This is a genomic window from Streptomyces sp. NPDC091972, assembly GCF_044756385.1.
In the GTDB taxonomy this organism is placed as follows: domain Bacteria; phylum Actinomycetota; class Actinomycetes; order Streptomycetales; family Streptomycetaceae; genus Streptomyces.
The window spans coordinates 262,539-288,426 of record NZ_JBIVSV010000004.1 but is presented as its reverse complement, the minus strand read 5'-3'; the positions used below and the strand labels follow the sequence as shown (position 1 = coordinate 288,426).

At 69.8% G+C, this 25,888-nt stretch carries 19 protein-coding genes and 1 tRNA gene; 8 read left to right on the top strand and 12 right to left on the bottom strand.

Annotated elements, in window-relative coordinates:
• Nucleotides 1–41: 41 nt before the first annotated feature.
• From pepN to ACIQJT_RS13850, 3 genes are all read left to right on the top strand, one after another.
• A complete protein-coding gene (pepN, locus tag ACIQJT_RS13860) occupies nt 42–2,528 on the top strand; it encodes an aminopeptidase N (protein ID WP_402643078.1) in 2,487 nt (828 codons plus the stop codon).
• 116 nt (nt 2,529–2,644) lie between these two features.
• Nucleotides 2,645–4,039, top strand: coding sequence for a pyridoxal phosphate-dependent decarboxylase family protein (locus tag ACIQJT_RS13855; RefSeq protein WP_402643075.1), 1,395 nt, complete (start codon nt 2,645–2,647; stop codon nt 4,037–4,039).
• The gene (locus ACIQJT_RS13850; RefSeq protein WP_402643072.1) at nt 4,036–5,460 is read left to right on the top strand and encodes a lysine N(6)-hydroxylase/L-ornithine N(5)-oxygenase family protein; all 1,425 of its coding nucleotides are present in this window, start codon (nt 4,036–4,038) and stop codon (nt 5,458–5,460) included. The genes ACIQJT_RS13855 and ACIQJT_RS13850 overlap by 4 nt, the downstream gene beginning before the upstream one ends.
• A gap of 79 nt (nt 5,461–5,539) precedes the next feature.
• Here ACIQJT_RS13850 and ACIQJT_RS13845 read toward each other — a convergent pair whose 3' ends face one another.
• On the bottom strand, nt 5,540–7,339 hold the full coding sequence (locus tag ACIQJT_RS13845; RefSeq protein ID WP_402643069.1) for a bifunctional metallophosphatase/5'-nucleotidase: 1,800 nt from the start codon (nt 7,337–7,339) through the stop codon (nt 5,540–5,542).
• Between the two features lie 127 nt (nt 7,340–7,466).
• Between ACIQJT_RS13845 and ACIQJT_RS13840 the strand changes: the two genes are divergently transcribed.
• Nucleotides 7,467–8,147: an SIMPL domain-containing protein gene (locus tag ACIQJT_RS13840; RefSeq protein WP_402643066.1), complete on the top strand. Its 681-nt coding sequence runs from the start codon at nt 7,467–7,469 to the stop codon at nt 8,145–8,147.
• A 144-nt stretch (nt 8,148–8,291) separates the two neighbouring features.
• Nucleotides 8,292–9,728 carry a pyruvate kinase gene (gene pyk / locus ACIQJT_RS13835; protein WP_402643063.1) on the top strand — a complete coding sequence of 479 codons (1,437 nt, stop codon included), beginning with the start codon at nt 8,292–8,294 and terminating at the stop codon, nt 9,726–9,728.
• Between the two features lie 8 nt (nt 9,729–9,736).
• On the opposite strand, the gene ACIQJT_RS13830 is transcribed toward pyk, so the two are convergent.
• Both ACIQJT_RS13830 and ACIQJT_RS13825 read right to left on the bottom strand, forming a co-directional pair.
• The gene (locus ACIQJT_RS13830; protein WP_402643061.1) at nt 9,737–10,525 is read right to left on the bottom strand and encodes a helix-turn-helix domain-containing protein; all 789 of its coding nucleotides are present in this window, start codon (nt 10,523–10,525) and stop codon (nt 9,737–9,739) included.
• 88 nt (nt 10,526–10,613) lie between these two features.
• Nucleotides 10,614–10,696: transfer RNA gene (locus ACIQJT_RS13825), tRNA-Leu, on the bottom strand.
• 101 nt (nt 10,697–10,797) lie between these two features.
• Here ACIQJT_RS13825 and ACIQJT_RS13820 point away from each other — a divergent pair.
• Entirely contained in the window at nt 10,798–11,454 is a 657-nt protein-coding gene (locus ACIQJT_RS13820; RefSeq protein WP_402643059.1) for an ANTAR domain-containing response regulator, read from the top strand.
• Nucleotides 11,455–11,527: 73 nt separating this feature from the next.
• On the opposite strand, the gene ACIQJT_RS13815 is transcribed toward ACIQJT_RS13820, so the two are convergent.
• The 8 genes from ACIQJT_RS13815 to ACIQJT_RS13780 all read right to left on the bottom strand — a co-directional run bounded on the left by ACIQJT_RS13815 (nt 11,528) and on the right by ACIQJT_RS13780 (nt 21,122).
• Nucleotides 11,528–12,244, bottom strand: coding sequence for an ABC transporter ATP-binding protein (locus tag ACIQJT_RS13815; RefSeq protein ID WP_037719274.1), 717 nt, complete (start codon nt 12,242–12,244; stop codon nt 11,528–11,530).
• Nucleotides 12,241–13,065, bottom strand: a complete 825-nt coding sequence (locus ACIQJT_RS13810; RefSeq protein ID WP_365451671.1) for an ABC transporter ATP-binding protein — start codon at nt 13,063–13,065, stop codon at nt 12,241–12,243. Before ACIQJT_RS13810 ends, ACIQJT_RS13815 begins: the two co-directional genes overlap by 4 nt.
• Nucleotides 13,066–13,070: 5 nt before the next feature.
• The gene (locus ACIQJT_RS13805) at nt 13,071–14,840 is read right to left on the bottom strand and encodes a branched-chain amino acid ABC transporter permease (protein WP_402643057.1); all 1,770 of its coding nucleotides are present in this window, start codon (nt 14,838–14,840) and stop codon (nt 13,071–13,073) included.
• A gap of 5 nt (nt 14,841–14,845) precedes the next feature.
• Nucleotides 14,846–15,775, bottom strand: a complete 930-nt coding sequence (locus tag ACIQJT_RS13800; RefSeq protein WP_280852099.1) for a branched-chain amino acid ABC transporter permease — start codon at nt 15,773–15,775, stop codon at nt 14,846–14,848.
• Nucleotides 15,776–15,909: 134 nt separating this feature from the next.
• The gene (locus tag ACIQJT_RS13795; RefSeq protein ID WP_053849294.1) at nt 15,910–17,136 is read right to left on the bottom strand and encodes a branched-chain amino acid ABC transporter substrate-binding protein; all 1,227 of its coding nucleotides are present in this window, start codon (nt 17,134–17,136) and stop codon (nt 15,910–15,912) included.
• 226 nt (nt 17,137–17,362) lie between these two features.
• Nucleotides 17,363–18,049 (bottom strand): hypothetical protein, encoded by a 687-nt coding sequence (locus tag ACIQJT_RS13790; RefSeq protein ID WP_402643053.1) that lies wholly within the window; start codon nt 18,047–18,049, stop codon nt 17,363–17,365.
• Nucleotides 18,050–18,328: 279 nt separating this feature from the next.
• On the bottom strand, nt 18,329–18,790 hold the full coding sequence (locus tag ACIQJT_RS13785; RefSeq protein ID WP_402643050.1) for a hotdog fold thioesterase: 462 nt from the start codon (nt 18,788–18,790) through the stop codon (nt 18,329–18,331).
• 52 nt (nt 18,791–18,842) lie between these two features.
• On the bottom strand, nt 18,843–21,122 hold the full coding sequence (locus ACIQJT_RS13780) for an FdhF/YdeP family oxidoreductase (protein ID WP_402643048.1): 2,280 nt from the start codon (nt 21,120–21,122) through the stop codon (nt 18,843–18,845).
• A gap of 168 nt (nt 21,123–21,290) precedes the next feature.
• Between ACIQJT_RS13780 and polA the strand changes: the two genes are divergently transcribed.
• Nucleotides 21,291–24,020: a DNA polymerase I gene (gene polA, locus ACIQJT_RS13775; protein WP_365451531.1), complete on the top strand. Its 2,730-nt coding sequence runs from the start codon at nt 21,291–21,293 to the stop codon at nt 24,018–24,020.
• 581 nt (nt 24,021–24,601) lie between these two features.
• Complete coding sequence (locus tag ACIQJT_RS13770) at nt 24,602–25,051, top strand: hypothetical protein (RefSeq protein ID WP_365451533.1); 450 nt, start codon at nt 24,602–24,604, stop codon at nt 25,049–25,051.
• Here ACIQJT_RS13770 and ACIQJT_RS13765 read toward each other — a convergent pair.
• Nucleotides 24,984–25,829, bottom strand: a complete 846-nt coding sequence (locus ACIQJT_RS13765) for a DUF4184 family protein (RefSeq protein ID WP_402643044.1) — start codon at nt 25,827–25,829, stop codon at nt 24,984–24,986. The genes ACIQJT_RS13770 and ACIQJT_RS13765 overlap by 68 nt on opposite strands.
• Nucleotides 25,830–25,888 lie beyond the last annotated feature (59 nt).

Here is a 25,888-nt window from a genome sequence, read left to right as displayed (position 1 = left end):
GCCTCTGTGAGTTGCCCGTGCCATCAGGCAGCATGTCCTGCATGTCCGTACTGACGCGCGACGAAGCGCAGACCCGTGCCAAGCTCCTCGACGTCCACCGCTACACCATCGCGCTCGACCTCACCACCGGCGACGAGACCTTCGCGTCCCGGACCGTCATCCGGTTCACCGCGCGCACGCAGGCGGACACCTTCGTCGAACTCAAGCCGGCCGAACTGCGGGAGGCCACCCTCGACGGCCACCCCCTCGACCCGGAGACCCTCGAGGAGAACCGGCTGCCCCTCAAGGGACTGACCGCCGGCGAGCACGAACTGCGCATCGACGCCGTCATGCGGTACTCCCGCACCGGCGAGGGCATGCACCGCTTCACCGACCCCACCGACGGCGAGACCTACGTCTACACCCAGCTCTTCCTGGACGACGTCCAGCGCGTCTTCGCCGCCTTCGACCAGCCCGACCTCAAGGCCGTCTTCGACCTGTCCGTGACCGCCCCCGAGAACTGGACCGTCCTCGCCAACGGCATCACCAGCCACCTCGGCGACGGCCACTGGCAGGCCACCCCCACCCCCCTGATCTCCACCTACCTCGTCGCCGTCGCCGCCGGCCCCTGGCACTCCGTGCGCACCGAACACCGCGGCCTGCCCTTCGGCATCCACTGCCGCCGCTCGCTCGCGCCCTACCTGGACCCGGACGCCGACGAGATCTTCGAGATCACCAAGCAGTGCTACGACCGCTACCACGAGAAGTTCGAGGAGCCCTACCCCTTCGACTCCTACGACCAGGCGTTCGTCCCCGAGTTCAACGCCGGCGCCATGGAGAACCCCGGCCTCGTCACCTTCCGCGACGAGTTCGTCTACCGCTCCGCCGTCACCGACACCGAACGCCAGACCCGCGCCATGGTCATCGCCCACGAGATGGCCCACATGTGGTTCGGCGACCTCGTCACCCTGCGCTGGTGGGACGACATCTGGCTGAACGAGTCCTTCGCCGAGTACATGGGCTACCAGACCCTCACCGAGGCCACCCGCTTCACCGACACCTGGGTCGACTTCGGCGTCGTCCGCAAGGGCTGGGGCTACGACGCCGACCAGCGCCCCTCCACCCACCCCGTCGCCCCCGACGCCGTCGACGACACCGCCTCCGCCCTCCTCAACTTCGACGGCATCTCCTACGCCAAGGGCGCCTCCGCACTGCGGCAGCTGGTGACCTGGCTCGGCGAGAAGGACTTCCTCGCCGGCATCAACACCCACTTCGCCCGCCACAAGTTCGCCAACGCCGCCCTCGCCGACTTCATCGACTCCCTCGCCTCCGCCACCGAACGCGACGTCCACGCCTGGGCCGACGCCTGGCTGCGCACCACCGGCGTCGACACCCTGCGGCCCGTCGTCACCCGCGGCGACGAAGGCACCTACACCCTCCAGGTCGAGCACAAGGGCAGCCGCCCGCACCGCATCGCCGTCGGCCTCTACGACCAGGACGTCACCGACGAGGGCCGCCACCTCGTCCTGCGCGACCGCCTCGACCTCGACGTCCCGCAGAGCACCCCGCAGCCCATCGGCAAGCGCCCCACCCTCCTGCTCCTCAACGACGGCGACCTCAGCTACGCCAAGGTCCGCTTCGACACCGACTCCTTCAAAGCCGTCACCGAGTGCCTGTCCGGCCTGCCCTCGCCCCTGACCCGCGCCGTCGTCTGGAACGCCCTGCGCGACGCGGTCCGCGACGGCGAACTCCCGCCCACCGCCTACCTGGACACGGCCCGCGCCCACCTCCCGCACGAGACCGACCTCGCCCTCGTCCAGGGCGTCCTCGCCTTCGCCTCCACCTACGTCGCCGACCGCTACGTCACCCCCGAGCAGCGCCCCGCCGCCCTCACCGCCCTCTCCGCCCTGTGCCGCGACCTCATCCGCCGCACCGAGGACGGAGACAACCCCGGCCTGCGCCTGATCGCCGTCCGCCACTGCATCGACGTCGCCGCCCACCCCGACACCATCGCCGCCTGGCTCGCCGACGGCACCGTCCCCGGCGGCCCCGAACTCGACCCCGAACTGCGCTGGCGCGTCCTGGCCCGCCTCGCCGTCCTCGGCGCCACCGACGAGACCGCCATCGCCGCCGAACTGGCCCGCGACCCCTCCGCCACCGGCCAGGAAGGCGCCGCCCGCTGCCGCGCCGCCCTGCCCACCGAGGAGGCCAAGGCACAGGCCTGGGAAGCGATGTTCACCCGCGACGACCTCTCCAACTACCTGTTCACCGCCACCGCCCGGGGCTTCTGGCAGCCCGAACAGAGCGACCTCGTACGGCAGTACGTGCCCCGCTACTACGAGGACGCCGTCGCCCTCGCCGCCCGCCGCGGCCCCGCCATCGCCGACGCCGCCGGCCGCTGGGCCTTCCCCGACCATGCCGTCGACGAGGACAACCTGCACCTCGGCGAGGCCTGCCTGCGCGACGCCGACCCCATCCCCGCCCTGCGCCGCAAACTGGTCGACCAACTCGACGACCTCGGACGCGCCTTGCGGGTGAGGCAGGCGTAGAGCGGGTTTTCCCCGCACGGGAGTACCCCCTTTCGGGTCAGGATCGTTGAACTCTCCGGGCGCGCCCAGGCAGCCGCGTCCAAGCTGGAAGTCCCCAGCGCCCCCGGAGGTCGACGATGCACACGCCGCCCCTGGCCTCGGGCCCCGAAGGCCCTGACTCGCTGCGCCCGTTGCTGGCCACGGTGCTGGAGGCGCTGGGGGAGGGGGCGCGCCTGAGGAGCGGACCGCTTCCCCCCGGAGGCCCGTCCCAGGTAGCGGCGCGGGTGCGGGCCGCGCTGGGGGACGTACTCCCCGAGGAGGGCGACCCGGAGGCCCTACGGCACCTGGTAAGGACCCTGGCAGAGGGCTCCGCAGACCCGGCAGACCCGTTCTGCGCGGCCCACCTCCACTGCCCGCCCCTTGCGGTGGCCGCGGCAGCCGACCTGGCTGTCAGTGTGCTGAACCCGTCGCTCGACTCCTGGGACCAGGCACCAGCAGCCTCGGAACTGGAGTCACTGGTGACCGGGCAACTCGCGAGAGAGGTGTTCGGCAACCCACTCAGGGGCGCGGGGAACTGCGCGACAAGCCCCCACCGGCCCGACGCCCTGATCACAACCGGTGGCACGGAATCCAATCAACTCGCCCTCCTCCTGGCCAGAGAGTCCCTTGGCCCCGGAGTCCGCCTCATCTGCGGAGAAAACGCTCACCACTCCCTACCAAGGTCAGCCTGGCTCCTGGGCATGCCGGACCCGGTGATCATCCCCACCCCCAACGGCACCCTCGACCCCGCAGCCCTCGAAACAATCCCGCACGGACCGCTGCTCATCGCCGCCACCGCGGGCACCACGGACGCCGGCCTCATCGACCCCCTCCCCGAGATCGCCCGCCTCTGCGCTGCCCGAAAGGCCCGGCTGCACGTGGACGCGGCCTACGGCGGAGGCCTCCTCTTCAGCGACCGGCACCGAGAAAAACTCGAAGGACTCGCCGCCGCCGACACCGTCACCCTCGATCTCCACAAACTCGGCTGGCAGCCCGTCGCTGCAGGCATCCTCGCCGTCCGCGACGCCCAGGACCTCGCCGCCCTGACCCACCGCGCCGACTACCTCAACGCCGACGACGACACCGAGGCCGGCCTCCCCGACCTCCTCGGCCGCTCCCTGCGCACCACCCGCCGCCCCGACATCCTCAAGATCGCCGTCACCCTCAAGACCCTGGGCCGCGCAGGAATCGCTGCCCTCGTCGACCAAGTCTGCGCACAGGCAGAGGAGTTCGCCCGAGCCGTCGAGGAACACCCCGGCTTCGAACTGCACGCACCCCCCACCATCAGCACAGTCCTCTTCCGCCCCGCAGACGCCACCGACGCCGCCGTAGCCGCCGTACGCCGACAACTCCTCGAAGACGGCCGCGCCGTCCTCGGCCGGGCCCGCGCGGCGAACCGGCTCTGGCTCAAGGCCACCCTCCTCAACCCCACCACCCGGCCGGCCGACCTCGCCGGACTCCTGCACCTCGTGGAAGGAACCACCCCCCGATGAACCCCCACCCCCCACACCACGAGCCCGACGCACCCCGCGACCTCGTCGGCATCGGCATCGGCCCCTTCAACCTCTCCCTCGCCGCCCTCGCCCAGCCCCTCACCGCACTGGACGCCGTCTTCTACGAACAGCGCCCCGCCTTCGGCTGGCACCCCGGACTCCTCATCGACGGAGCCACCGTCCAAGTCCCCTTCCTGGCCGACCTGGTGACCCTCGCCGACCCCGCCAGCGACTGGACCTTCCTCAACTACCTCAAGGCCCGCGAGCGCCTCTTCCCCTTCTACTTCGCCGAGCGCTTCCACATCCAGCGCGCCGAGTACGACGCCTACTGCCGCTGGGTCGCCGAGAACCTCCCCGGCCTCCACTTCAGCCACCAGGTCGACGCCGTCCGCTTCAACCCCGAACGCGACGTCCTCGAAGTCGACTTCACCCAGCTGGACAGCGACGGCGAAGCCGAAGCCCTGGGCCGCACCTACACCAAGAACATCGTCCTCGGCATCGGCACCGAGCCCTACGTACCCGAACCCCTCAAGCCCCTCGTCGAAGCACCCGGCGTGCCCGTCGTCCACGCCGCCGACTACCTCGACCACCGCCACAGCCTCCTGGCCGCCGACCACGTCACCGTCGTCGGCTCAGGCCAGTCCGGCGCCGAGGTCTTCCTCGACCTGCTGCGCAACCGCCCCACCGGCCGCGAACGACTCCACTGGATCGGCCGCACCGAAGCGTTCGCGCCCATGGAGTACTCCAAGCTCGGCCTCGAACACTTCACCCCCGACTACACCCGCTACTTCCACGCCCTGTCCGAAAGCGTCCGCGACCGCCTCGGCACCACCCAGTGGCAGCTCCACCGCGGCATCGACGCCGACACCATCGCCGCCATCCACGACGAGCTCTACCGCCGCACCCTGCACGGCGGCTGGCCCGACGCCGTCCTCACCCCCGGCGTCCGCGTCCGCACCGCCGGCCGCATCGCCACCACGAAGATCGAACTCCACCTCGAACACATCCAGCAGGGCAGCCGCTCCCGCCTCACCACCGACGCCGTCGTCCTCGCCACCGGCCACCGCGAACGCCCACTCGACCGCATCCTCGCCGGACTCGACCCCTACCTGCGCCGCGACAGCCGCGAACGCCCCCGCGTCGACGAACAGTTCAGGCTCGTCCTCGACCCCTCCGTCACCGGCGCCGACTGCCACGTCTACGTCCAGAACGCCGAACGCCACACCCACGGCGTCGGCACCCCCGACCTCGGCCTCGCCGCCTGGCGCAGCGCCACCATCCTCAACACCCTCACCGGCAAGGACGCCTACCCCCTCCCCGCCCGCACCGCCTTCACCACCTTCGGCCTCGAAGAGCGGCTGCCCCAGATCCCACCCGCCCGCACCGCCCCCGTCCTCACCCCCCTCGTCGAGGGAAGGTAAAGCCGGGGGCAGCGGAAAACCCTCCTCGCGGGCAGGGAGGAGGGTCATGGGGGAGGGCCTTCGCAGCCCTCCGGGACCGCTAGAAGACCGGCGTTCCCTCGCGCGTGAGCCTCCAGTCCACCGACGCGAAGTCCTTCGGGTCCAGCACACCCTTCGCGGTCACCCACTCCGCGATCCGCGTACGGATCTCCGTCGACTCCGACCACAACTCGGGAGCCGAAGCCACGTGCGGGAACGCCCCGCCGCCGTTCGCCCGGTAGTTGTTCACCGCGAACACGAACTTCTGCGCGTCGTCCAGCGCGGCACCGTTCCAGGTCAGGTTCCTGATCCGGGACTCCGCCGCCTGCGCGATGTCGATGTCGTACGACAGCCCCGACACGTAGTCGTAGTTGTAGTCCGGACGGTTGCCCGCGTTCGTCAGCTTCTCCACGTCCACGACCGCACCCGCCGCCGTCTGCACGAAATACTCCGCCGAGTACTCCAGGTACGCCTTGACCTGCGCACCCGTCAGCAACTTCGCCACCAGCGTGTTGTCGTACACGTACAGGCTCGACAGATCCCGGATCGTCACATCGCCGGCCGGGATCTCCGAGGTCCGCGAGAACGGCGACGCCTGCGCGATCACCGGCAGCGAGGCGTACTCCGTACCCGCCAGCGCCGCCCTGACCACGTCCTCCTGGACCTTCGTGATCAGGTCGATGATCGGCGCGTCCTTGTACCGCGCCTCGACCGTCGTCAGCGTCTGGGTCGCCGTACCGACCACCTGGTTCACGTACTTCACGACGACGTCATGGTCGTCCTTCAGCAACTTGGTGATCTTCGGGTCGTCCGCGACCGAGTTCGAGTTCAGGACCTTCGACGACACCGACTCGACCGACCAACGCCCCCTCTCGAAGACCAGCTCGATGTCGAACAGCGACAGCCGCTCCGCGTACGCCAACGGCTCCGACAGCACCACCGTCTTCCCCGTCTTCGCGTTGACGACCTTCAGCTCCGGGATCTCCACATGCGCGTGCCCCACCAGGATCGCGTCGATCCCCGGCACCTGCTGCGCCACCAGCGCCGCCGAGTTCTCCACGTACGGCAACTGGTCACCGTACGACGACGTCCCCGACGAACCCGAGTGCGCCGACACCACCACCACGTCCGCACCCATCGACCGCAGCTTCGGCACCCACTTCGCCGCCTGCTCCTCAAGGCCCGGGAACGTCAACTTCCCTTGCACGTACGCCTTGTCCCAGATCGCGATACCCGGGTTCGTCAGACCCAGCACCGCCACCCTCACCGGCGGCGCACCCTTCACCCGGAACGTCTTGATGAAGTACGGCGGGAAAGCGGGCCTCAGCGTCTTCGCGTCCAGCGCGTTCGCACCGAGAAGCGGGAAGTCGCACTGCTCCTCGAACTTCCGCAGCGTCTCGATGCCGTAGTTGAACTCGTGGTTGCCCAGCGCCACCGCGTCGTACCCGATGGCGTTCATCGCCGCGGCCATCGGATGGACCGGACCGCCCTTCGCGGTGATCGGGTCCACCTTCGCGTAGTAGTACGTCAGCGGCGTCCCCTGGATCGTGTCACCCGCGTCCAGCAGCAGCGTGTTGCAGCGGCCCTTCTCCGCACGCACCTGTTCCACCAGCGTCGAGATCCGCGCCAGGCCCTGCGCGTTGCCCGCGCTGTCCTTGTACTCCGCGTCCTTGAAGTAGTCCCAGTTGAAGACATGACCGTGCAGATCCGTGGTGCCCATGACCGTGAGCGCGTACCGCTTCACCGGCTTCCTCCCGCTCTCCGCGGCCTGCGCGGCGGGAGCCCCCACAGCACCCGCCAGCGCGACACCCGCTCCGGTCACAGCGGACTTCTCCAGGAACTTCCGGCGGTTCAGGGCCATGTCTCGATCTCCTCGGGGAACAGTCGACAACGCGCGTAGATTCTGACCCGCACATGTCGAACGGCAACAGTCCCCACAGGTTGCGATCTGGTGACTCGCCCCGCGAAAACTGACACAGTGAGTCGTTATGACCGTCCCCCACGGCACCCCCGACGCCCCCCGCATCGCCGTCCGCGGCGAAGCCCACCTCGAAGTCGACCCCGAGATCGCCCGCCTCGGCATCACCATCGCCTCCCGCGGCAAGGACCGCCGCACCGCCCTCGACGACCTCACCCGCCGCAACGCCCACGCCCTCGACCTGCTCAAGTCCTACGGCGACGCCGTCGAACGCCTGGAGACCGGCTCCTTCTCCATCACCCCCGAACTCAAGGAACACGGCCGCGGCGAACGCGTCCACGCCCACCACGGCCGCGTCCACATCACCGTCGAACTCTCCGACTTCACCGCACTGGGCGAACTGACGACCCGACTGGCCGACCAGGAACTGACAACGGTCGACGGACCATGGTGGGCCCTGCGCCGCGACTCACCTGCCTACCGGGAGGCACGCCGGCAGGCGGTACGGGAAGCCGTCCAACGGGCCAAGGAGTACGCGGAGGCGCTGGGCACGTCCCTGACGGCCCTGCTCGAACTCGCCGACATCGGCGCCGAGGGCCCCGAACCCCGCTTCGTCGGCAAAGCCGCCCGCGCCCGCTCCATGGCCTATGAGGCCGACACCGCAGCCACCCCTCTCGACCTCGAACCCCAACGCCAACACGTCCACGCCCAGGTCGACGCACGCTTCACCATGGCACCGCCGAGGCTGTGACCGACGCTCGAGTTTGCATCCGAAACGCTCATCAGAGCGAGGTGGCGCACACTTCAACCCTTGTCAACAGCCCTTCACCCAAAGGTTGTTGCGTCGTCATACCCGTCCAATTCGCTACCCATCGGTAAGGTCTAGGGTCGAAACATGCGCCGAGCAAAAATCGTCTGCACCCTGGGCCCCGCCACCGACTCCTACGACCAGATCAAAGACCTGGTCGACGCCGGAATGGACGTAGCTCGCTTCAACCTCAGCCACGGCAGCCACGCCGAGCACGAGGAGCGGTACCACCGCGTCCGCAAGGCCTCGGACGAGACCGGCCGCAGCGTCGGCCTCCTCGCCGACCTTCAGGGCCCGAAGATCCGCCTCGGCCACTTCACCGAAGGACCCGTACTCCTCGAACGCGGCGACACCTTCACCATCACCGTGGAAGAGGGCACGGAAGGCGACCAGCGGCAGTGCGGGACGACGTACGGCGGACTCGCCGCGGACGTCACCCCGGGAGAGCGGATCCTCGTCGACGACGGCAAGGTCTGCCTGGAGGTGACCTCCGTGGACGGCCCCCGGGTCCACACCCGCGTGGTCGAAGGCGGCATGGTCTCGGACCACAAGGGACTCAACCTGCCCGGCGTGGCCGTCTCGGTCCCGGCACTGTCCGAGAAGGACGAGGAAGACCTGCGCTGGGCCCTGCGCATGGGCTTCGACGTCATCGCCCTGTCCTTCGTCCGCAGCGGACGCGACATCGAGGACGTCCACCGGATCATGGACTCCGCGGGACGCCGGGTCCCCGTCATCGCCAAGGTCGAGAAGCCGCAGGCCGTCGACGCCATCGAGGACATCGTCGCCGCCTTCGACGGCATCATGGTCGCCCGCGGCGACCTCGGCGTCGAGATGCCCCTCGAACAGGTGCCGCTCGTCCAGAAGCGAGCGATCAAACTGGCCAAGCGCAACGCCAAGCCGGTCATCGTCGCGACCCAGATGCTCGACTCCATGATCGAGAACTCCCGGCCGACGCGAGCGGAGGCCTCCGACGTCGCCAACGCGGTCATCGACGGCACGGACGCGGTGATGCTGTCCGGCGAGACGAGTGTGGGCAAGTACGCGATCGAGACGGTCCGGACGATGGCGAAGATCGTGGAGGCGGCGGAGGAGGACATCCTCGCGAAGGGCCTGCCGCCGCTGACGGAACGGAACAAGCCCCGCACCCAAGGAGGGGCCGTCGCCCGCGCCGCGGCCGAGATGGGCGACTTCCTCGGCGCGAAGTTCCTGGTGGCCTTCACCCAGTCGGGCGACACGGTCCGCCGCCTCTCCCGCTACCGCTCCCCGATCCCCCTCCTCGCCTTCACCCCGGAACCGGCGACCCGCTCCCAGCTCAGCCTGACCTGGGGCGTGGAGACCTTCCTCGGCCCGCAGGTCGACTCCACGGACGCGATGGTCGCCCAGGTGGACGAGGCCCTGCTGCGGTACGGCCGCTGCGAGAAGGGCGACGTGGTCGTCATCACGGCCGGCTCCCCGCCCGGGGTCTCCGGCTCGACGAACCTGGTCCGAGTGCATCACGTGGGCGAGGACGACAGTCCGAAGTAGGGGCGGTGTCAGTGCTTGGGGCCTACGTGGGTGTCGAGCAGGGCCACTGAGGCTTTTCGGGCGATCGAGATGTTGAACGGGTCGCTGCCGCGGGTGAGGGTGGTCCATTCGACACCGACCTTGTCGAGGGTGTCGGTGAAGAGCTTCCTAATGTCGTCAGACTTGTTGGCGAAGAAGTACCGCGGGTATTTGTAACGCTTGCGTTCGCCGGCCACGAGGCGGGTCGTCCAGTTGGTGATGCGACACCCGTCGGAGTGGATGAGGCCCCGGATGAACTCCCAGGGGTGGGCGTCAACGATGGCCTGCTGCCAGGGTTCGAGGACGATGGTGCGCTCGTGCTTCTTGCCGGGGCCGTGCTGGGGGAACAGGCAGTGCAGGTGCTTCGAGTAGACCTTCACGTTGCGACAACCAGTCCTGCGGACGCGGCAGACGGCATTGTCGGGGAACACCTTGCGCATAGCCGTCTCGCACGCGTCCATCAGCCCGGGCCAGGACTCGTCGCACGCGATCATGAGACTGGGCACCCGGTGCTCGTAGTAGCGGCTGATATGGCCATCGCCCAAGTAGAGGCCGAGCAAGTAGCTGTATGCCGTTGGGTCGAGTTCCCGGCCATCGCATCGCGGACACTTCGGGTCGTGCTTACCCGGGCACTCGCCGCGCTTCGCTCGGTCGAGATGCTTCCAGTAGGCGATGGTGCCTGGTGGGACGTTGAACTCGCGAGCGACTTCTGCGTTTCTTGCTCCGCCCCGCAGAAGCGCGAGCGCCCTCTGTCGAACCTCAGTACCGTGAAAGTTCATGCGACTACTCTGGGTGAACGATCGCAACCGTGTGCAGCAAAAAGCGGATGTTCACGAGAATGTGAACATCCGCTTCATGTGCTGGCAGTGCCGGGTGCGGGACTCGAACCCGCAAGCCCTCTCGGGCAGATGTGTTTGAGACATCCGTGTATGCCATTCCACCAACCCGGCAGGACTGGCTGCACGGAAGCATACCGGGTCACCGCGGCCCGCCGCCTCTAGGTAGGCTGCACAAGCAGCAGCACCTGCCCGGCCCGTAACGAGGAGCCCCCGTGACCGCCCCCGAGTCGCCCCAGCCCGTAGACGCGCCCGACGACGACAAGTCGCACGTGCCTCCGCTGACGACCCGTGTCGTCATCGCCGAGGACGAGGCCCTGATCCGGCTCGACCTCAAAGAGATGCTGGAGGAAGAGGGCTACAGCGTCGTAGGCGAGGCCGGTGACGGCGAGCAGGCCGTCGAGCTCGCCCGTGAGCACAAGCCGGACCTCGTGATCCTCGATGTGAAGATGCCCAAGCTGGACGGTATCTCCGCCGCGGAGAAGATCGCGGAGGAGCGGATCGCCCCGGTGCTGATGCTCACCGCCTTCTCGCAGCGTGACCTCGTCGAGCGGGCGAGGGACGCCGGTGCGATGGCGTACCTGGTGAAGCCGTTCAGCAAGAGTGACGTGGTGCCGGCGATCGAGATGGCCGTCTCCCGGTTCACGGAGCTGCGGGAGCTGGAGAGCGAGGTCGCGGACCTGACCCTCCGGCTGGAGACCCGCAAGCTCGTCGACCGGGCGAAGTCGATTCTGCAGACCTCGTACGGTCTGACCGAGCCCGCCGCGTTCCGGTGGATCCAGAAGACGTCGATGGACCGTCGTATGTCGATGCAGCAGGTCGCGGAGGCGGTCATCCAGGACGCCGACGAGAAGAAGGCCAACAAGGGCTGAGCGCAAGGTCCGCGAAAGACAGAGGCCCGCGTCCCCGGCAGGGGGCGCGGGCCTCGTCGTGGAGCAGGGGGTGTCAGTCCTCGCCGAGGTACGCCTTGCGGACGGACTCGTCGTGGAGGAGGTCCTGGCCGGTGCCGGACAGGACGATGTTGCCGACTTCCATGACGTGGCCCTGGTCGGCCAGGGAGAGGGCCGCCTGGGCGTTCTGTTCGACCAGGAGGATCGTGGTGCCCTGGGACTTCAGTTCGACGATGGTGGACATGATCTTCTGCATCATGATCGGGGAGAGGCCCATGGAGGGCTCGTCGAGCATGAGCAGCTTCGGCTGGGACATGAGGGCGCGGCCCATGGCGAGCATCTGCTGTTCGCCGCCGGAGAGGGTGCCTGCCGCCTGGTTGCGGCGCTCGCCGAGGATCGGGAAGAGCTCGTAGGCGCGCTGTATGTCCTTTTCGATCCCTTCCTTGTCCTTCCTCAGGAACGCTCCGAGCTGGAGGTTCTCGAAGATGGTCAGGCGGGGGAAGATGTGCCGGCCTTCGGGGGAGTGGGCGAGTCCGAAGGAGACGATCTTGTGGGCGGGGACGCCGCTGAGGGGCTTTCCGTCGAACAGGATCTTTCCGGAGGTCGGCTTCAGGAGGCCGGACAGGGTCCTGAGGGTGGTCGTCTTGCCGGCGCCGTTGGTGCCGATGAGGGTGACGACCTGGCCTGCTTCGACGCTGAAGGAGATGCCCTTGACGGCTTCGATCTTGCCGTAGGAGACCCGGAGGTCCTCGACTTCGAGGAGTGCGGTCACTGGCCTTCTCCCTTGGTGCTGGTGGTGCTCTGCGCTTCGGCCGCGCCGGGGTCGCCTTCGAAGGGTTCGCCGAGGTAGGCGGCGATGACGCGTTCGTCGGCCTGGACGACCTCGGAGGTGCCTTCGACGAGTTTTTCGCCCTGGACGAGGACGGCGACGCGGTCGGAGAGGTTGAAGACGAAGCGCATGTCGTGCTCGATGAGGAGGACGGCGATGCCCTTGTCGCGGATGGCGAAGACCAGTTCCTCGGTGGCGCGTGTCTCCTGGGGGTTCATGCCGGCGGTGGGCTCGTCGAGGAGGAGCAGGCCGGGTTCGGAGGCGAGGGCGCGGGCGATTTCCAGCTTGCGCTGTTCGCCGTAGGGGAGGTTGCGGGCGAGGTGGTCGCGCTTGGCTTCGAGGCCGATGAACTCGAGGAGTTCCATGGCTCGTTCCTCGCTGGCCTTTTCCGCCTTCTTGAAACCGGGGCCGCGGAGCAGGGCGGACCAGAGGCCTTCCTTCGTCCGGGTGTGGCGGCCGACGAGGACGTTCTCGAGGACCGTCATGTTGGCGAAGAGGCGGATGTTCTGGAAGGTGCGGGCGATACCGGCCTTGGTCACCAGGTGGGGCTTGGGCGGGAGGACGGTGCCCTTGTAGGAGACGGTGCCCTCGGTGGGGACGTAGAGGCCGGTGAGGCAGTTGAAGAAGGTGGTCTTGCCGGCGCCGTTGGGGCCGATGAGGCCGACGATCTCGCCTGCGTTGACGGTGAAGTCGACCGAGCGGACGGCGGTGAGGCCGCCGAAGCGCATGGTGACGTTGCGTGCTTCGAGTACAGGTGTGGTCATGGTGCTCACGCCCCCGCCTTGGTGACGGCGGCCGGTTCGCCGGAGAGTGTGGTTGTTTCTGGTACGTCGAGTTGGCCGGTCTCGTGGAATTCGAGCTGGCGGCGGCGGTTGGCGATGATGCCTTCGGGGCGGAAGCGCATCAGCAGGATGAGGGCGATGCCGAAGGCGAGCAGCGACTTGTCCTGGAGGAAGACGAGCTTCTCCGGGAGCAGGTAGAGGAGTGCCGCGCCGAGGATGGGTCCTGCGACGGTCCCCATGCCGCCGAGGACGACGGCGGCGAGGAGGAAGGCCGAGTTGGGGGGTGTGGAGCCCGCGAACTGGTACGGCGTCGGGACGACGCTGTAGGTGACGTGGGCGCTGACGGTGCCGGCGAGGCCGGCGAGGGTGGCGCCGAGGGCGAAGGCGATGAGTTTGACGCGGAAGCCGTTGATGCCCATGGCGGTGGCGGCGGTCTCGTCCTCGCGGATGGCGATCCAGGAGCGGCCGATGCGGGAGTCGGCGGCGCGGGTGTAGACCAGGACCACGATGGCCATGATCAGCACCATGAGCAGGTAGTAGTTGGCGAATCGGCCGAGGGTGAAGCCGCCGATGTCGTGGGCTTCGCCGAGGTTGAACCCGAAGAGTTTGAGGTCGGGGATGGCCGGGATGCCGTTGGGGCCGTTGGTGAGGTCGGGGCCGGAGTCGCCGTCGAGGTTGTTGACGGCGATGCGGAAGATCTCTCCGAAGCCGAGGGTGACGATGGCGAGGTAGTCGCCGCGCAGTCGCAGGGTGGGGGCGCCGATGAGGACGCCGAAGACGAGCGAGGCGGCGGCGCCGGTGAGGGCGGCGGCCCAGAAGGGGAAGTGGACGCCGGAGAAGCGGGAGAACTCGGAGCCGGAGACGAGGGCGGCGGTGTAGGCGCCGACGCCGAGGAAGGCGACGTATCCGAGGTCGAGGAGGCCCGCGAGGCCGACGACGATGTTGAGGCCCAGGGCGACCGTGCCGAAGATCAGGATGTTGACGCCGATGTTGGCGTAGTGGTCGTTGGTCTGGGTGAAGGGGAACGCGATGGCCGCGGCGAAGCCCATGGCGAGGGTGAAGCTGCGGTTGCGGGCGACCATGCGGGAGAAGCGGTCGTTGAGGCCGGCGGTGTGCAGGGCCCAGACGGCGAAGACGACGACGATGAGGAAGCCGACGAAGAGTTCGCCGTACTCGGTGTCGATGCCGTAGGTGAAGACGGCCAGGCCGATGATGGTGACGACGGTGATGACCGCGCGCTCCAGCCAGGGGCTGAGGGGCGTCGGGTCGGGGATGCCGTCGGGCTTGGCGAGGTATGCCTTGAGGTTCTGCTTGGTGCTCTCGGTGCGGGGCTCGGGGAGGGCGAAGGCGCCGATGACGGGCAGGAGGGAGGCGATGGCCGCGACCCAGCCGCCCGGTTCGAGGTTGGCGAGTCCGCCGAGTTCTACGGCGATGGAGACGATCGTGTACCAGGTGACGCCGAAGCCGCCGAGTGCGGTGAGGGCGAGGGGGGCGTTGTTGCGGGCGGGGATGAGCCAGCGCAGGCCGCGGATGTCGTAGGCCGCGAGGGCGAACACCGTGATGAGGAGGCCGGCGATGAAGGTCAGCCACTGGAGGCCGCCGGGGTAGCCGGTGATGGTGAGGTCGCCGGGGAACTCGCTGGTCCAGGTCCAGGCGAGGAAGGCGGAGGCGGCGGTGGCGATGCCTCCGGCGAGGAGGAGTGCGCGGGCCGCGGCGAGCGGCAGGGGGATCAGGCCGCGAGTGGTGGTGTCGGTCATGGTGATCACGCCCTGTCCGCTACGCGTTCGCCGAGCAGGCCCTGTGGCCTGACGAGGAGGACGAGGATGAGCAGGCAGAAGGCCCAGACGTCCTTCCAGGAGCCGCCGCCGAAGAGGTGCATGCCGGGGATGTCGTCGATGTAGGCGGAGGCGAGGGTCTCGGCGACGCCGAGGACGAGGCCGCCGAGCATGGCGCCGTAGATGTTGCCGATGCCGCCGAGGACGGCCGCGGTGAAGGCCTTGAGGCCCATCAGGAAGCCCATGCGGTAGTCGATGCTGCCGTACTTCATGCCGTAGGCGACGGCGGCGACGGCGGCGAAGAAGCCGCCGATGGCGAAGGCGATGACGATGATGCGGTTGGTGTCGATGCCCATGAGCTGCGCGGTGTCCGGGTCCTGTGCGGTGGCCTGCATGGCGCGGCCGGTGCGGGACTTGCGGACGAAGAAGGCGAGGGCGGACATGCAGACGATCGCGGCGACGACGAGGAAGATGTCGGCGTCCTTGATGGTGACGGAGCCGATGTCGTGGGTGGCGTCGAGGCCGGGGAAGGCGACGGCGCGGTCGGCGCGGGGGTAGAAGTTGCGGACGACTTCCTGGAGGGCCAGGGAGAGACCGATCGCGGTGATGAGCGGTGCGAGCCGTGGGGCTCCGCGCAGGGGCCGGTAGGCGAACCGTTCCGCTCCGACGGCGATGAGGATGGCGACGATGCCGCCGCCGATCAGCATCAGGGGGACGGCGAGGGCCATCGAGGTGCCGTCGGGCAGGATGTAGAAGTAGACCGTGAAGGCGCCGAAGGCCCCGGTCATGAAGATCTCGCCGTGCGCGAAGTTGATGAGCTGGACGATGCCGTACACCATCGTGTAGCCGATGGCGATCAGCCCGTACATCGAGCCTAGGAGCAGCCCGTTGGCCAGCTGCTGCGGCAGGGTGTTCACCGCGTGGCCTCCATTGTCGCTGGTGGTCGTGTGCACGTATCGCGTGCCGGGGTGGGGTGTGGCAAGGGCCGCGCGGTCGGGGTCCCCTCCCGCGCGGCCCGTTGTGGTGTTGCTGTCTGCTGCTGGGGCCTTGACTAGCCGAGGTCGGCGGTGCCGGTCTTCACAGCCTTCCACGCACCCTTGGTGACCTGGTAGACGGTCAGCTGCTTGTTGGTGGTGTCGCCGTACTGGTCGAAGGCGACCTTGCCGGAGATGCCTTCGAAGTCGGACTTCTGGACGCCGTCGACGACGGAGGAGCGCAGGGCGTTGATGTCGCTGGGGACCTTGCCGTCGTTGGCGTCGACGGCGGCCTTGACGGCCTTGATGATGGCGGTGGTGGCGTCGTAGGAGTACGCGCCGTAGGCGCCGTAGTCGCCCTTGTAGCCCTTGGCCTTGTAGGTCTCGATGAAGGTCTTGGCGGCGGGCAGGGTGTCGGCGGGGACGCCGACGGCGGTGGCGAGGTCGCCCTCGGAGGCCGCGCCCGCGGTCTCGATGTAGGTGGAGGCGAACATGCCGTCGCCGCCGAACAGCGGGATCTTGACTCCGCCGTCCTTCATCTGCTTGGTGATCAGGGAGGACTCGTCGTACTGGCCACCGTAGTAGAGCAGGTCCGCCTTGGCGTTCTTGATCTTGGTGACGAGGGAGCCGAAGTCCTTGTCGCCGGTGTTGATGTGGTCGGAGCCGACCACGGTGCCGCCGAGCTTCTTGAACTGCTCGGTGAAGATCTTCGCGAGGCCGGCGCCGTAGGTCTGCTTGTCGTCGACGACGAAGACCTTCTTCTTCTTGAGGCCGTTGTACGCGTAGTCGGCGGCGAAGCTGCCCTGGAGCTCGTCGGTGGTGGCGGTGCGGAAGTACGTCTTGTACGGCCGCTTCTTCGACGTCTGCCAGTTCTTGCCCTGGGTCAGCTCGGGGTTGGTGTTCGAGGGGGAGATCTGGACCATGTTGGCCGAGGCGAACACCTGCTGCATCGACTGGGCGACGCCGGAGTTCAGCGGGCCGACGGCGCCGACGGCGGTCTTGTCGCCGGTGATGGTGGTGGCGTTGGACTGGCCGGTGGCCGGCTGCGCCTTGTCGTCGAAGGCCTTCAGTTTGAAGGTCACGCCGGGCACGAGCTTGTTCTTGTTGGCGTCGTCGACGGCGATCTGGGCGCCGTACTGGATGCCGAGACCGGTGGTGGAGTTCTCGCCGGAGAGCGGGGCGTCCACGCCGATGGTGAGGGTGGTGCCACCCCCGCTGTCACTGTCGCCGCCCTTGTCGTCACGGGAGCCGCAGGCGGTGAGTGTGAGAGCCCCCGTCGCCATGACGGAGGTCAGGATCACCATGGAACGTCGCACAATCAGTCCTTTCCGCAGGCACGCGCGCCCTCGTGGGTGCGGCTGGTGCCCGCGCTTTACCGAACTCCCGATGGAGCGGTGACTGGCCGTGACTCTAAGCCCGGTTTGCGGGCAGCGGCATCGCTGTGCACTGGCTTGTGACTTTCTTGTTATGACGTGATGGATGCGGGGCTTCCGTGGAGGGGGCTCTCAGCCGGTTTGGTGGATTACTCCCTCAGTCCGCATTTTGAGAACCTGCACTTCCGCTTGGCCGTGCGGGCTGTGGCGGCGGTGTCGCGGCGCAGGCGTCCCGGAGAAGCCGGAAAAGGTCGCGGGAGTACGCCCGGCCGAAGATGAAGCTGTGATGCTGTATTGCGCGCGCGTTACGGAGCGTTACGTCGAGAAATGGTAGGTCGGCATTCTGGGGTAGTCCAGAACAGTCGGAAACCGATATCTCGACGGTGACCCGGCGGGTGGTGCCGGGGTGCACGGTGAAGGCCTCGGGCAGGGCGTGGGCGGTGAGGCCGGTGAAGGCGGCGCCGGTGACCCGGAGGGTGACGGGGGGCCCGCTGTGGACGTCGACGGCGAAGCGGAAGCGGCCGCTGGTGGGGTGGGTGCCGGGGGGTTCGGGGAGTCCGGCGGGCCCGAGGTAGCGCCAGGCGGTGACGTTGGCGGGCCAGGGGACGGGGGTGTGCTCCGGTGCGGGGTGGGGGTCCGGGGCAAGGGTGCGGGGGACCAGAACTCCGGCTGCCAGCACGGTGATGGCGGTGGCGGTCAGGGCGGCTCGGCGGGCGCGCGGCGACAGGGCACGCCATCGCGCGCTCCAACGGTCCGTCAGCCGGGGCCCGTCGGTGCCGATGACGTCGTAACTCTCCCCGGGATCCGGCGAGTCGACGGGCTCGACGGGGCCGATACCGGTCATGGGAGAACGGTAGGGGGTCCGGAGGGTCGTGCCCAGTCGGGGAGCGTCCCCGGGGGCTGGCCTGCGCGGATCGGGGCGCGGGCGGGAAGCCGTCCGTACGGTCCGGCGGAGGCGGGCCGGGGGCCGGTGCGTCGGGCGGATGCGGTGTCCTCCCGGTGATCGACTCGACGGTGCGGTCGCGGGGCGCCGGCCGGCTCGCAGGGGCCTCTCGGCGGGCGGCCCCGGTGCCCGCGGGCCGGCGGGCCGGCACCTGCGATGCCGGCCCGCTCCAAGGGGTTCCTAGCGGCCGGGGGCGTCGCGCAGCAGGCAGGTCAGCCGGGCGGTGCAGACGCGGCGTCCCTCCTCGTCGCTGATCACGATCTCGTAGGTGGCGGTGGAGCGGCCCCGGTGCACGGGGGTGGCCACTCCGGTGACCAGTCCGGAGCGCACCCCGCGGTGGTGGGTGCAGTTCAGGTCCACTCCGACCGCGATCTTGGAGCTGCCGGCGTGCAGCATGGAGCCGACGGACCCGAGGGTCTCGGCGAGCACGGCGGAGGCGCCTCCGTGCAGCAGGCCGTACGGCTGGGTGTTGCCCTCGACGGGCATGGTGCCGACGACACGGTCCGCGGAGGCCTCGACGATCTGCACGCCCATGCGGGTGCCCAGGTGCCCCGCCGAGAACATGGCGACGAGGTCGACGCCGAGCGCCGCGTACTCGTCGATGACCTCCTGCGGGAACGCGGCGTGCTGCTGCTCACCCATGGGCGGGCTCCGTTCGTCCTGGTCGCTACGACTGTCTGCGCTGAGCAAACGCTCAGTCGGTCGCCGATTGTTCCAGACGTACGACGACGGACTTGCTGGCCGGGGTGTTGCTGGTGTCGGCGGTGGCGTCCAGCGGCACCAGGACGTTGGTCTCGGGGTAGTACGCGGCCGCGCATCCCCGGGCGGTCGGGTAGTGCACGACCCGGAAGCCGGGGGCCCGCCGCTCCACGCCGTCCCTCCACTCGCTGACCAGGTCGACGTACGACCCGTCGGCGAGCCGGAGCCGGTCGGCGTCCTCGGGGTTGACCAGGACCACTCGTCGGCCGTTCTTGATACCGCGGTAGCGGTCGTCGAGGCCGTAGATCGTGGTGTTGTACTGGTCGTGCGAGCGCAGTGTCTGCAGCAGGAGCCGGCCCTCGGGCAGCTCGGGGTACTCGACGGGCGCGGCGGTGAAGTTGGCCTTGCCGGTGGCGGTGGGGAAGCGGCGCTCGTCGCGCGGGGCGTGCGGCAGGGTGAAGCCGCCGGGGCGGGCCACGCGCGCGTTGAAGTCCTTGAAGCCGGGGATCACGCGGGCGATGCGGTCGCGGATGGTGGCGTAGTCCTTCTCGAACTCGTCCCAGGGCGTGCGGCTGTTCTCGCCGAGGACGCGGCGGGCCAGGCGGCACACGATGGCGGGCTCGGACAGCAGCTGCCCGCTCGCGGGCTCCAGGCGGCCGCGGGAGGCGTGCACCATGCCCATGGAGTCCTCGACCGTGACGAACTGCTCGCCGCTGCCCTGGAGATCGCGCTCGGTGCGGCCCAGGGTGGGCAGGATCAGGGCACGCGCGCCCGTGACCGCGTGCGAGCGGTTGAGCTTGGTCGACACATGGACGGTCAGCCGGGCTCGGCGCATGGCGGCCTCGGTGACGTCGGTGTCGGGGGAGGCGGAGACGAAGTTGCCGCCCATGGCGAAGAAGACCTTGGCCTCGCCGTCGCGCAGGGCGCGGATCGCGCGGACGACGTCGAAGCCGTGCTCGCGCGGCGGGGTGAAGCCGAACTCCTTCTCCAGGGCGTCCAGGAAGGCGGGCGCGGGGCGTTCGAAGATGCCCATGGTGCGGTCGCCCTGGACGTTGGAGTGGCCGCGGACCGGGCAGACGCCGGCGCCGGGGCGGCCGATGTTGCCGCGCAGCAGGAGGAAGTTGACGACCTCGCGGATGGTCGGCACGGAGTGCTTGTGCTGGGTGAGTCCCATGGCCCAGCACACGATGGTCCGCTCGGAGGCGAGGACCATGGAGAGGGCCTCCTCGATCTCCGCGCGCGTGAGGCCGGTCGCGGCGAGCGTCTCGTCCCAGTCGGCGGCGCGGGCGGCCTCGGCGAACTCCTCGTAGCCGTGGGTGTGTTCCCGCACGAAGGACTCGTCGACCGCGCCCTCCGTCTCCAGGATCAGCTTGTTCAGGAGGCGGAACAGGGCCTGGTCGCCGCCGATGCGGATCTGGAGGAACAGGTCGGTGAGCGCGGCGCCCCTGACCATGCCCTGCGGGGTCTGCGGGTTCTTGAAGCGCTCCAGGCCGGCCTCGGGCAGCGGGTTGACGCTGATGATCCTCGCGCCGTTCGCCTTGGCCTTCTCCAGGGCGGAGAGCATGCGGGGGTGGTTCGTGCCCGGGTTCTGGCCGGCGACGATGATCAGGTCGGCCTTGTAGAGGTCGTCGAGCAGGACGCTGCCCTTGCCGATGCCGATGGTCTCGCTGAGCGCGGAACCGGACGACTCGTGGCACATGTTGGAGCAGTCCGGCAGGTTGTTCGTGCCGAGCTCGCGGGCGAAGAGCTGGTAGAGGAACGCGGCCTCGTTGCTGGTGCGGCCGGAGGTGTAGAAGACGGCCTCGTCGGGGGAGTCGAGGGCGGCGATCTCCTCGGCGACGATGTCGAAGGCGCGGTCCCAGGTCACCGGTTCGTAGTGGGTGCCGCCCTCGGGGACGTACATGGGGTGGGTGAGCCGGCCCTGCTGGCCGAGCCAGTAGCCGCTGCGGGTCGCGAGGTCGGCGACGGGGTGCGCGGCGAAGAACTCGGGGGTGACGCGGCGCAGGGTGGCCTCCTCGGCGACCGCCTTCGCGCCGTTCTCGCAGAACTCGGCCGAGTGCCGGTGCTCGGGCTCCGGCCAGGCGCAGCCGGGGCAGTCGAAGCCGTCCTTCTGGTTGACGCGCAGCAGGGTCAGCGCGGTGCGCTTGACGCCCATCTGCTGCCGGGCGATCCGCAGGGTGTGGCCGACGGCGGGGAGGCCGGCCGCCGCGTGCTTCGGTTCGGTGACCTCGGGAGCGTCCTGAACCGGATCACCCTTGGGCGGCTTCGTGGCCATCGGACTCTCTCCTTCGCACACACCTGTGAGGTACGTCTCCGATCCTCGCACGCACCGGTGACAGCGGGGTTTGCCGGGCCCACGGAAAGCGACGGCGGTGCTCGCGCCCAGCGTGCCGTCGGCGGCGGGCGGGTCTGACTGTCAGTGGGGCGTGGCAGGATCGGGGGCGTGGCAGAGACAGCAGCGAAGAAGACCGACAACAGCCCCGGCGGCAGCCGCCCGCGTCTGATGCTCATGGACGGGCACTCGCTGGCCTATCGCGCGTTCTTCGCGCTGCCCGCGGAGAACTTCACCACCGCGACCGGCCAGCCGACGAACGCGATCTACGGCTTCGCGTCGATGCTGGCCAACACCCTGCGCGACGAGGCCCCCACCCACTTCGCGGTGGCCTTCGACGTGTCCCGCAAGACCTGGCGCTCCGAGGAGTTCACGGAGTACAAGGCCAACCGTTCCAAGACCCCGGACGAGTTCAAGGGCCAGGTCGAGCTGATCGGCGAGCTCCTCGACGCGATGCACGTATCGCGCTTCGCGGTCGACGGCTTCGAGGCCGACGACGTCATCGCCACCCTCGCCACCCAGGCCGAGGCGGCGGGCTTCGACGTGCTGATCGTCACCGGCGACCGCGACTCCTTCCAGCTCGTCTCCGAGCACACCACCGTGCTGTACCCCACGAAGGGCGTCTCGGAGCTGACCCGGTTCACCCCGGAGAAGGTCTTCGAGAAGTACGGCCTGACGCCCGCCCAGTACCCCGACTTCGCGGCCCTGCGCGGCGACCCGTCCGACAACCTCCCCGGCATCCCCGGCGTCGGCGAGAAGACCGCCGCGAAGTGGATCAACCAGTTCGGTTCGTTCGCGGAGCTGGTCGAGCGCGTCGAGGAGGTCAAGGGCAAGGCCGGGCAGAACCTCCGCGACCACCTGGAGGCCGTCAAGCTCAACCGCCGGCTCACCGAGATGGTGCGCACGGTGGAGCTGCCGAAGACGGTCACCGACCTGGAGCGCGTCCCGTACGACCGCAAGTCGCTCGCGATGATCCTCGACACCCTGGAGATCAGGAACCCGTCCCTGCGGGAGCGGCTCCTGGCCGTCGACCCGGGCGCCGAGGAGGCCGAGGGCGCCCCGGTCGCCGCACCCGGCGTGGCGGTGGACGGCACGGTGCTCGGCACCGGCGAGCTGGCCGGCTGGCTCGCCGAGCACGGCACGGGGCAGCCCCTCGGCCTCGCCACCGTCGACACCTGGGGCCTGGGCACCGGCTCGGTCGCCGAGGTCGCGCTCGCCGCGTCCGGCGGGGCCGCCGCCTGGTTCGACCCGTCCGAGCTGGACGAGGCCGACGAGAGGGCCTGGGCCGCCTGGCTCGCCGACGCCGACCGGCCCAAGATGCTGCACAACGCCAAGGGCGCCATGCGGGTCTTCGCCGAGCACGGCTGGAGCATCGCCGGCGTCACCATGGACACCGCGCTCGCCGCGTACCTCGTCAAGCCGGGGCGCCGTTCCTTCGACCTGGACGCGCTGTCGCTGGAGTACCTCGGCCGGGAGCTGGCGCCCGCCGCCGCGGCCGACGGGCAGCTCGCCTTCGGCGCGGACGACGGGGCCGAGGCCGAGGCGCTGATGGTCCAGGCGCGGGCCGTGCTCGACCTGGGCATCGCCTTCGAGGGCCGCCTGGAGGAGGTCGGGGCCGCCGACCTGCTGCGGGACATGGAGCTGCCCACCTCCGCCCTGCTGGCCCGCATGGAGCGGCACGGCATCGCGGCAGACCGGGCCCACCTGGAGGCCATGGAGCAGATGTTCGCCGGGGCGGTCCAGCAGGCCGTGAAGGAGGCGCACGCGGCGGCGGGGCACGAGTTCAACCTCGGCTCGCCCAAGCAGCTCCAGGAAGTCCTCTTCGGAGAGCTGGGCCTGCCGAAGACGAAGAAGACGAAGACCGGTTACACCACGGACGCCGACGCGCTCGCGTGGCTGGCGACCCAGACGGACAACGAACTGCCGGTGATCATGCTCCGGCACCGTGAGCAGGCCAAGCTGCGGGTGACCGTGGAGGGCCTGATCAAGACGATCGCCGCGGACGGCCGCATCCACACGACGTTCAACCAGACGGTCGCGGCGACGGGCCGCCTGTCGTCGACGGACCCGAACCTCCAGAACATCCCGGTCCGCACGGACGAGGGCCGGGCGATCCGGCGCGGGTTCGTGGTGGGGGAGGGCTTCGAGTCCCTCATGACCGCCGACTACAGCCAGATCGAGCTGCGGGTGATGGCCCACCTCTCCGAGGACGAGGGCCTCATCGAGGCGTTCACCTCGGGAGAGGACCTGCACACCACGGCCGCCTCCCAGGTCTTCGGGGTCGAGCCCGGCGCGGTCGACGCGGAGATGCGGCGCAAGATCAAGGCGATGTCGTACGGCCTGGCGTACGGGCTGTCCGCGTTCGGGCTCTCGCAGCAGCTCAACATCGAGGCGGGGGAGGCGCGGGCCCTCATGGACGCGTACTTCGAGCGGTTCGGCGGGGTGCGGGACTATCTGCGCCGGGCGGTCGACGAGGCGCGGGCCACCGGGTACACGGCGACGCTCTTCGGGCGCCGGCGGTATCTGCCCGACCTCAACAGCGACAACCGCCAGCGGCGTGAGGCGGCCGAGCGGATGGCCCTCAACGCGCCGATCCAGGGCACGGCGGCCGACATCGTCAAGATCGCGATGCTCAAGGTGGACGACGCCCTGCGGGAGGCCGGTCTCGCGTCCCGCATGCTGCTCCAGGTGCACGACGAGATCGTGCTGGAGGTCGCGCCGGGCGAGCGGGCGGCCGCGGAGGAGATCGTCCGACGCGAGATGTCCGATGCGGTGCGCCTGAACGTCCCGCTGGGCGTCTCGGTGGGTGACGGCACGGACTGGGAATCCGCAGCGCACTGAGTCTGTGCGGGTTTCGAGGCTTGGGGTTCGGGTGCGGGTGCGGGTGCGTGGGGGCGGGTGTTTTTGCGCAGTTCCCCGCGCCCCTGAGATGCCTGCGGCGCAGCTGCCTGTTGTGTGGGGGTTCGTGTAGCGCCTCGGGGTCGGCGGTCGGGCGGGTGCGGGTGCGGGTGCGTGGGGGCGGGTGTTTTTGCGCAGTTCCCCGCGCCCCTGATGCCTGCGGCGGCCTGTGGCTGTCCGGTGGGGGCTTGTGTAGCGCCTTGGGTTCGGTGGGTGGGTCGGTGCCGGGGTGGGGGGTGTCCGTCCTCGGTCCGGCGGCTCGGTCCATCTAAAAGGGGCCCGGTAACGGACGCCGGCCGCTGCGGGCGGACACCCCCCACCCCGTCCCCTTCGCGCCGTACGCGGCTGCACGAGCGTCCGCATGACCCACTTAGGGGCGCGGGGAACTGCGCGACCAGCCCCCACCGGACCCGCACTACCGCACTCGGCACCCCCCTGGGCCCCCGCCCAAGCGCCGCAGGCGCCGTCACTCGCGTGGCTCCCACCGCCGCGCCCCCGCTCGCCGGCCCGGCCAGGATGCCGTCATGGGTATACGCATGCTCCACGGCCGGGCGGTCCCCGGACGGACGCAGGCACCGGCTCACGCCGGCAAGGCCCCGTCCGTACGGCCCCCGGTTCCGGCCCACGCGGCCACCGCAAGCACCGCCCGCATCCCCTCCGACCTGGCGACACTCCTGCGCCGAGCGCGAGCGGGCCTCCGCCGCACCACCGCCCTGGGTCACGCCGCGACGGAGCTACGGCACCGCGTCGCCCGCCGCGAGCGGGACGTCGTAGGACGTCTGGAGCCGTCCGGTCCGAGGCTGTGGGCCGAGCTGGTCCTGAGTCATCTCGCTCTCGCCCTCACTCTGCTGCCCCGGTCCCGTCCGATGCCGACCATGACGGTGTTCGTCGCGGCCGCGGACGCCGTCAGCGAGCGAGCGGGAGACCGGCCTCTTCCCGGGCACCGGACACCGGGGCCGGGCGCCACAGCCTGACCCCGGCCGCGTACAGCAGGACGCCGGGCAGCAGACCGGCGCCCGCGCCGAAGCAGAGGGTCGGGATCAGTTCCCAGGGCTTCGCGGTGGAGCCCCAGTACTCCCACCACCGCGAGGCCCGCTGCAGCGCGCCCACCGCCATGCAGCCGCCGATCACGGCCACGGCCCACCACCTGTCCCGCACCGACAGCACGGGGACACCGAGCGGTTCGCCCGCCACCGGGGTCCGGCGCAGCGCGTGCCCGCAGAACACCGCGATCACCACCGCGGCCAGCGCCGAACAGCCGTACTGCAGGTACCAGTACAGGGGCGAGCCGGCCACCTCCCGGCCGAGGACGGGGAAGAGCCGCATCCCCCATCGGTCGTGGTGGGTGAACGCGTCCCACACGACATGGGTCAGCGCCCCCACGACGGCGGAGGCGTACCAGCGCAGGGCCAGTGACGTACACACGCGTGCGCGTGGCGCCCCGCAGCGCAGCAGCGCCGCCGCCCCGCCCTGCCGCGTCCGTGGCAGCAGGGCCACCAGCGGCTCGCGCAGCACCAGCCACAGGCCCACCAGGGCCCAGGCGACGAGCACGTCGACCGTGAGGACACCCGCGAAGGAGTGCGTGACGGTGCCGAACTCCATCGCCCCGGACACGACACTTGCCGCGTAGTAGGTCATGTCGGGTGAGAACGATCCGGCCACGAGCACGGCCGGAACCAGTCGGCCCCGGCCCGTTCCGTCGGTGCGCACCGCGGGCAGCACCGCCGCCGCATGGCTGAGGGTGAACGGCAACGGGGCTCCTCGTGGCGGGTGTTGGCCGGGCGGCGGCCCGGACGATCGGTCCCGTCCAG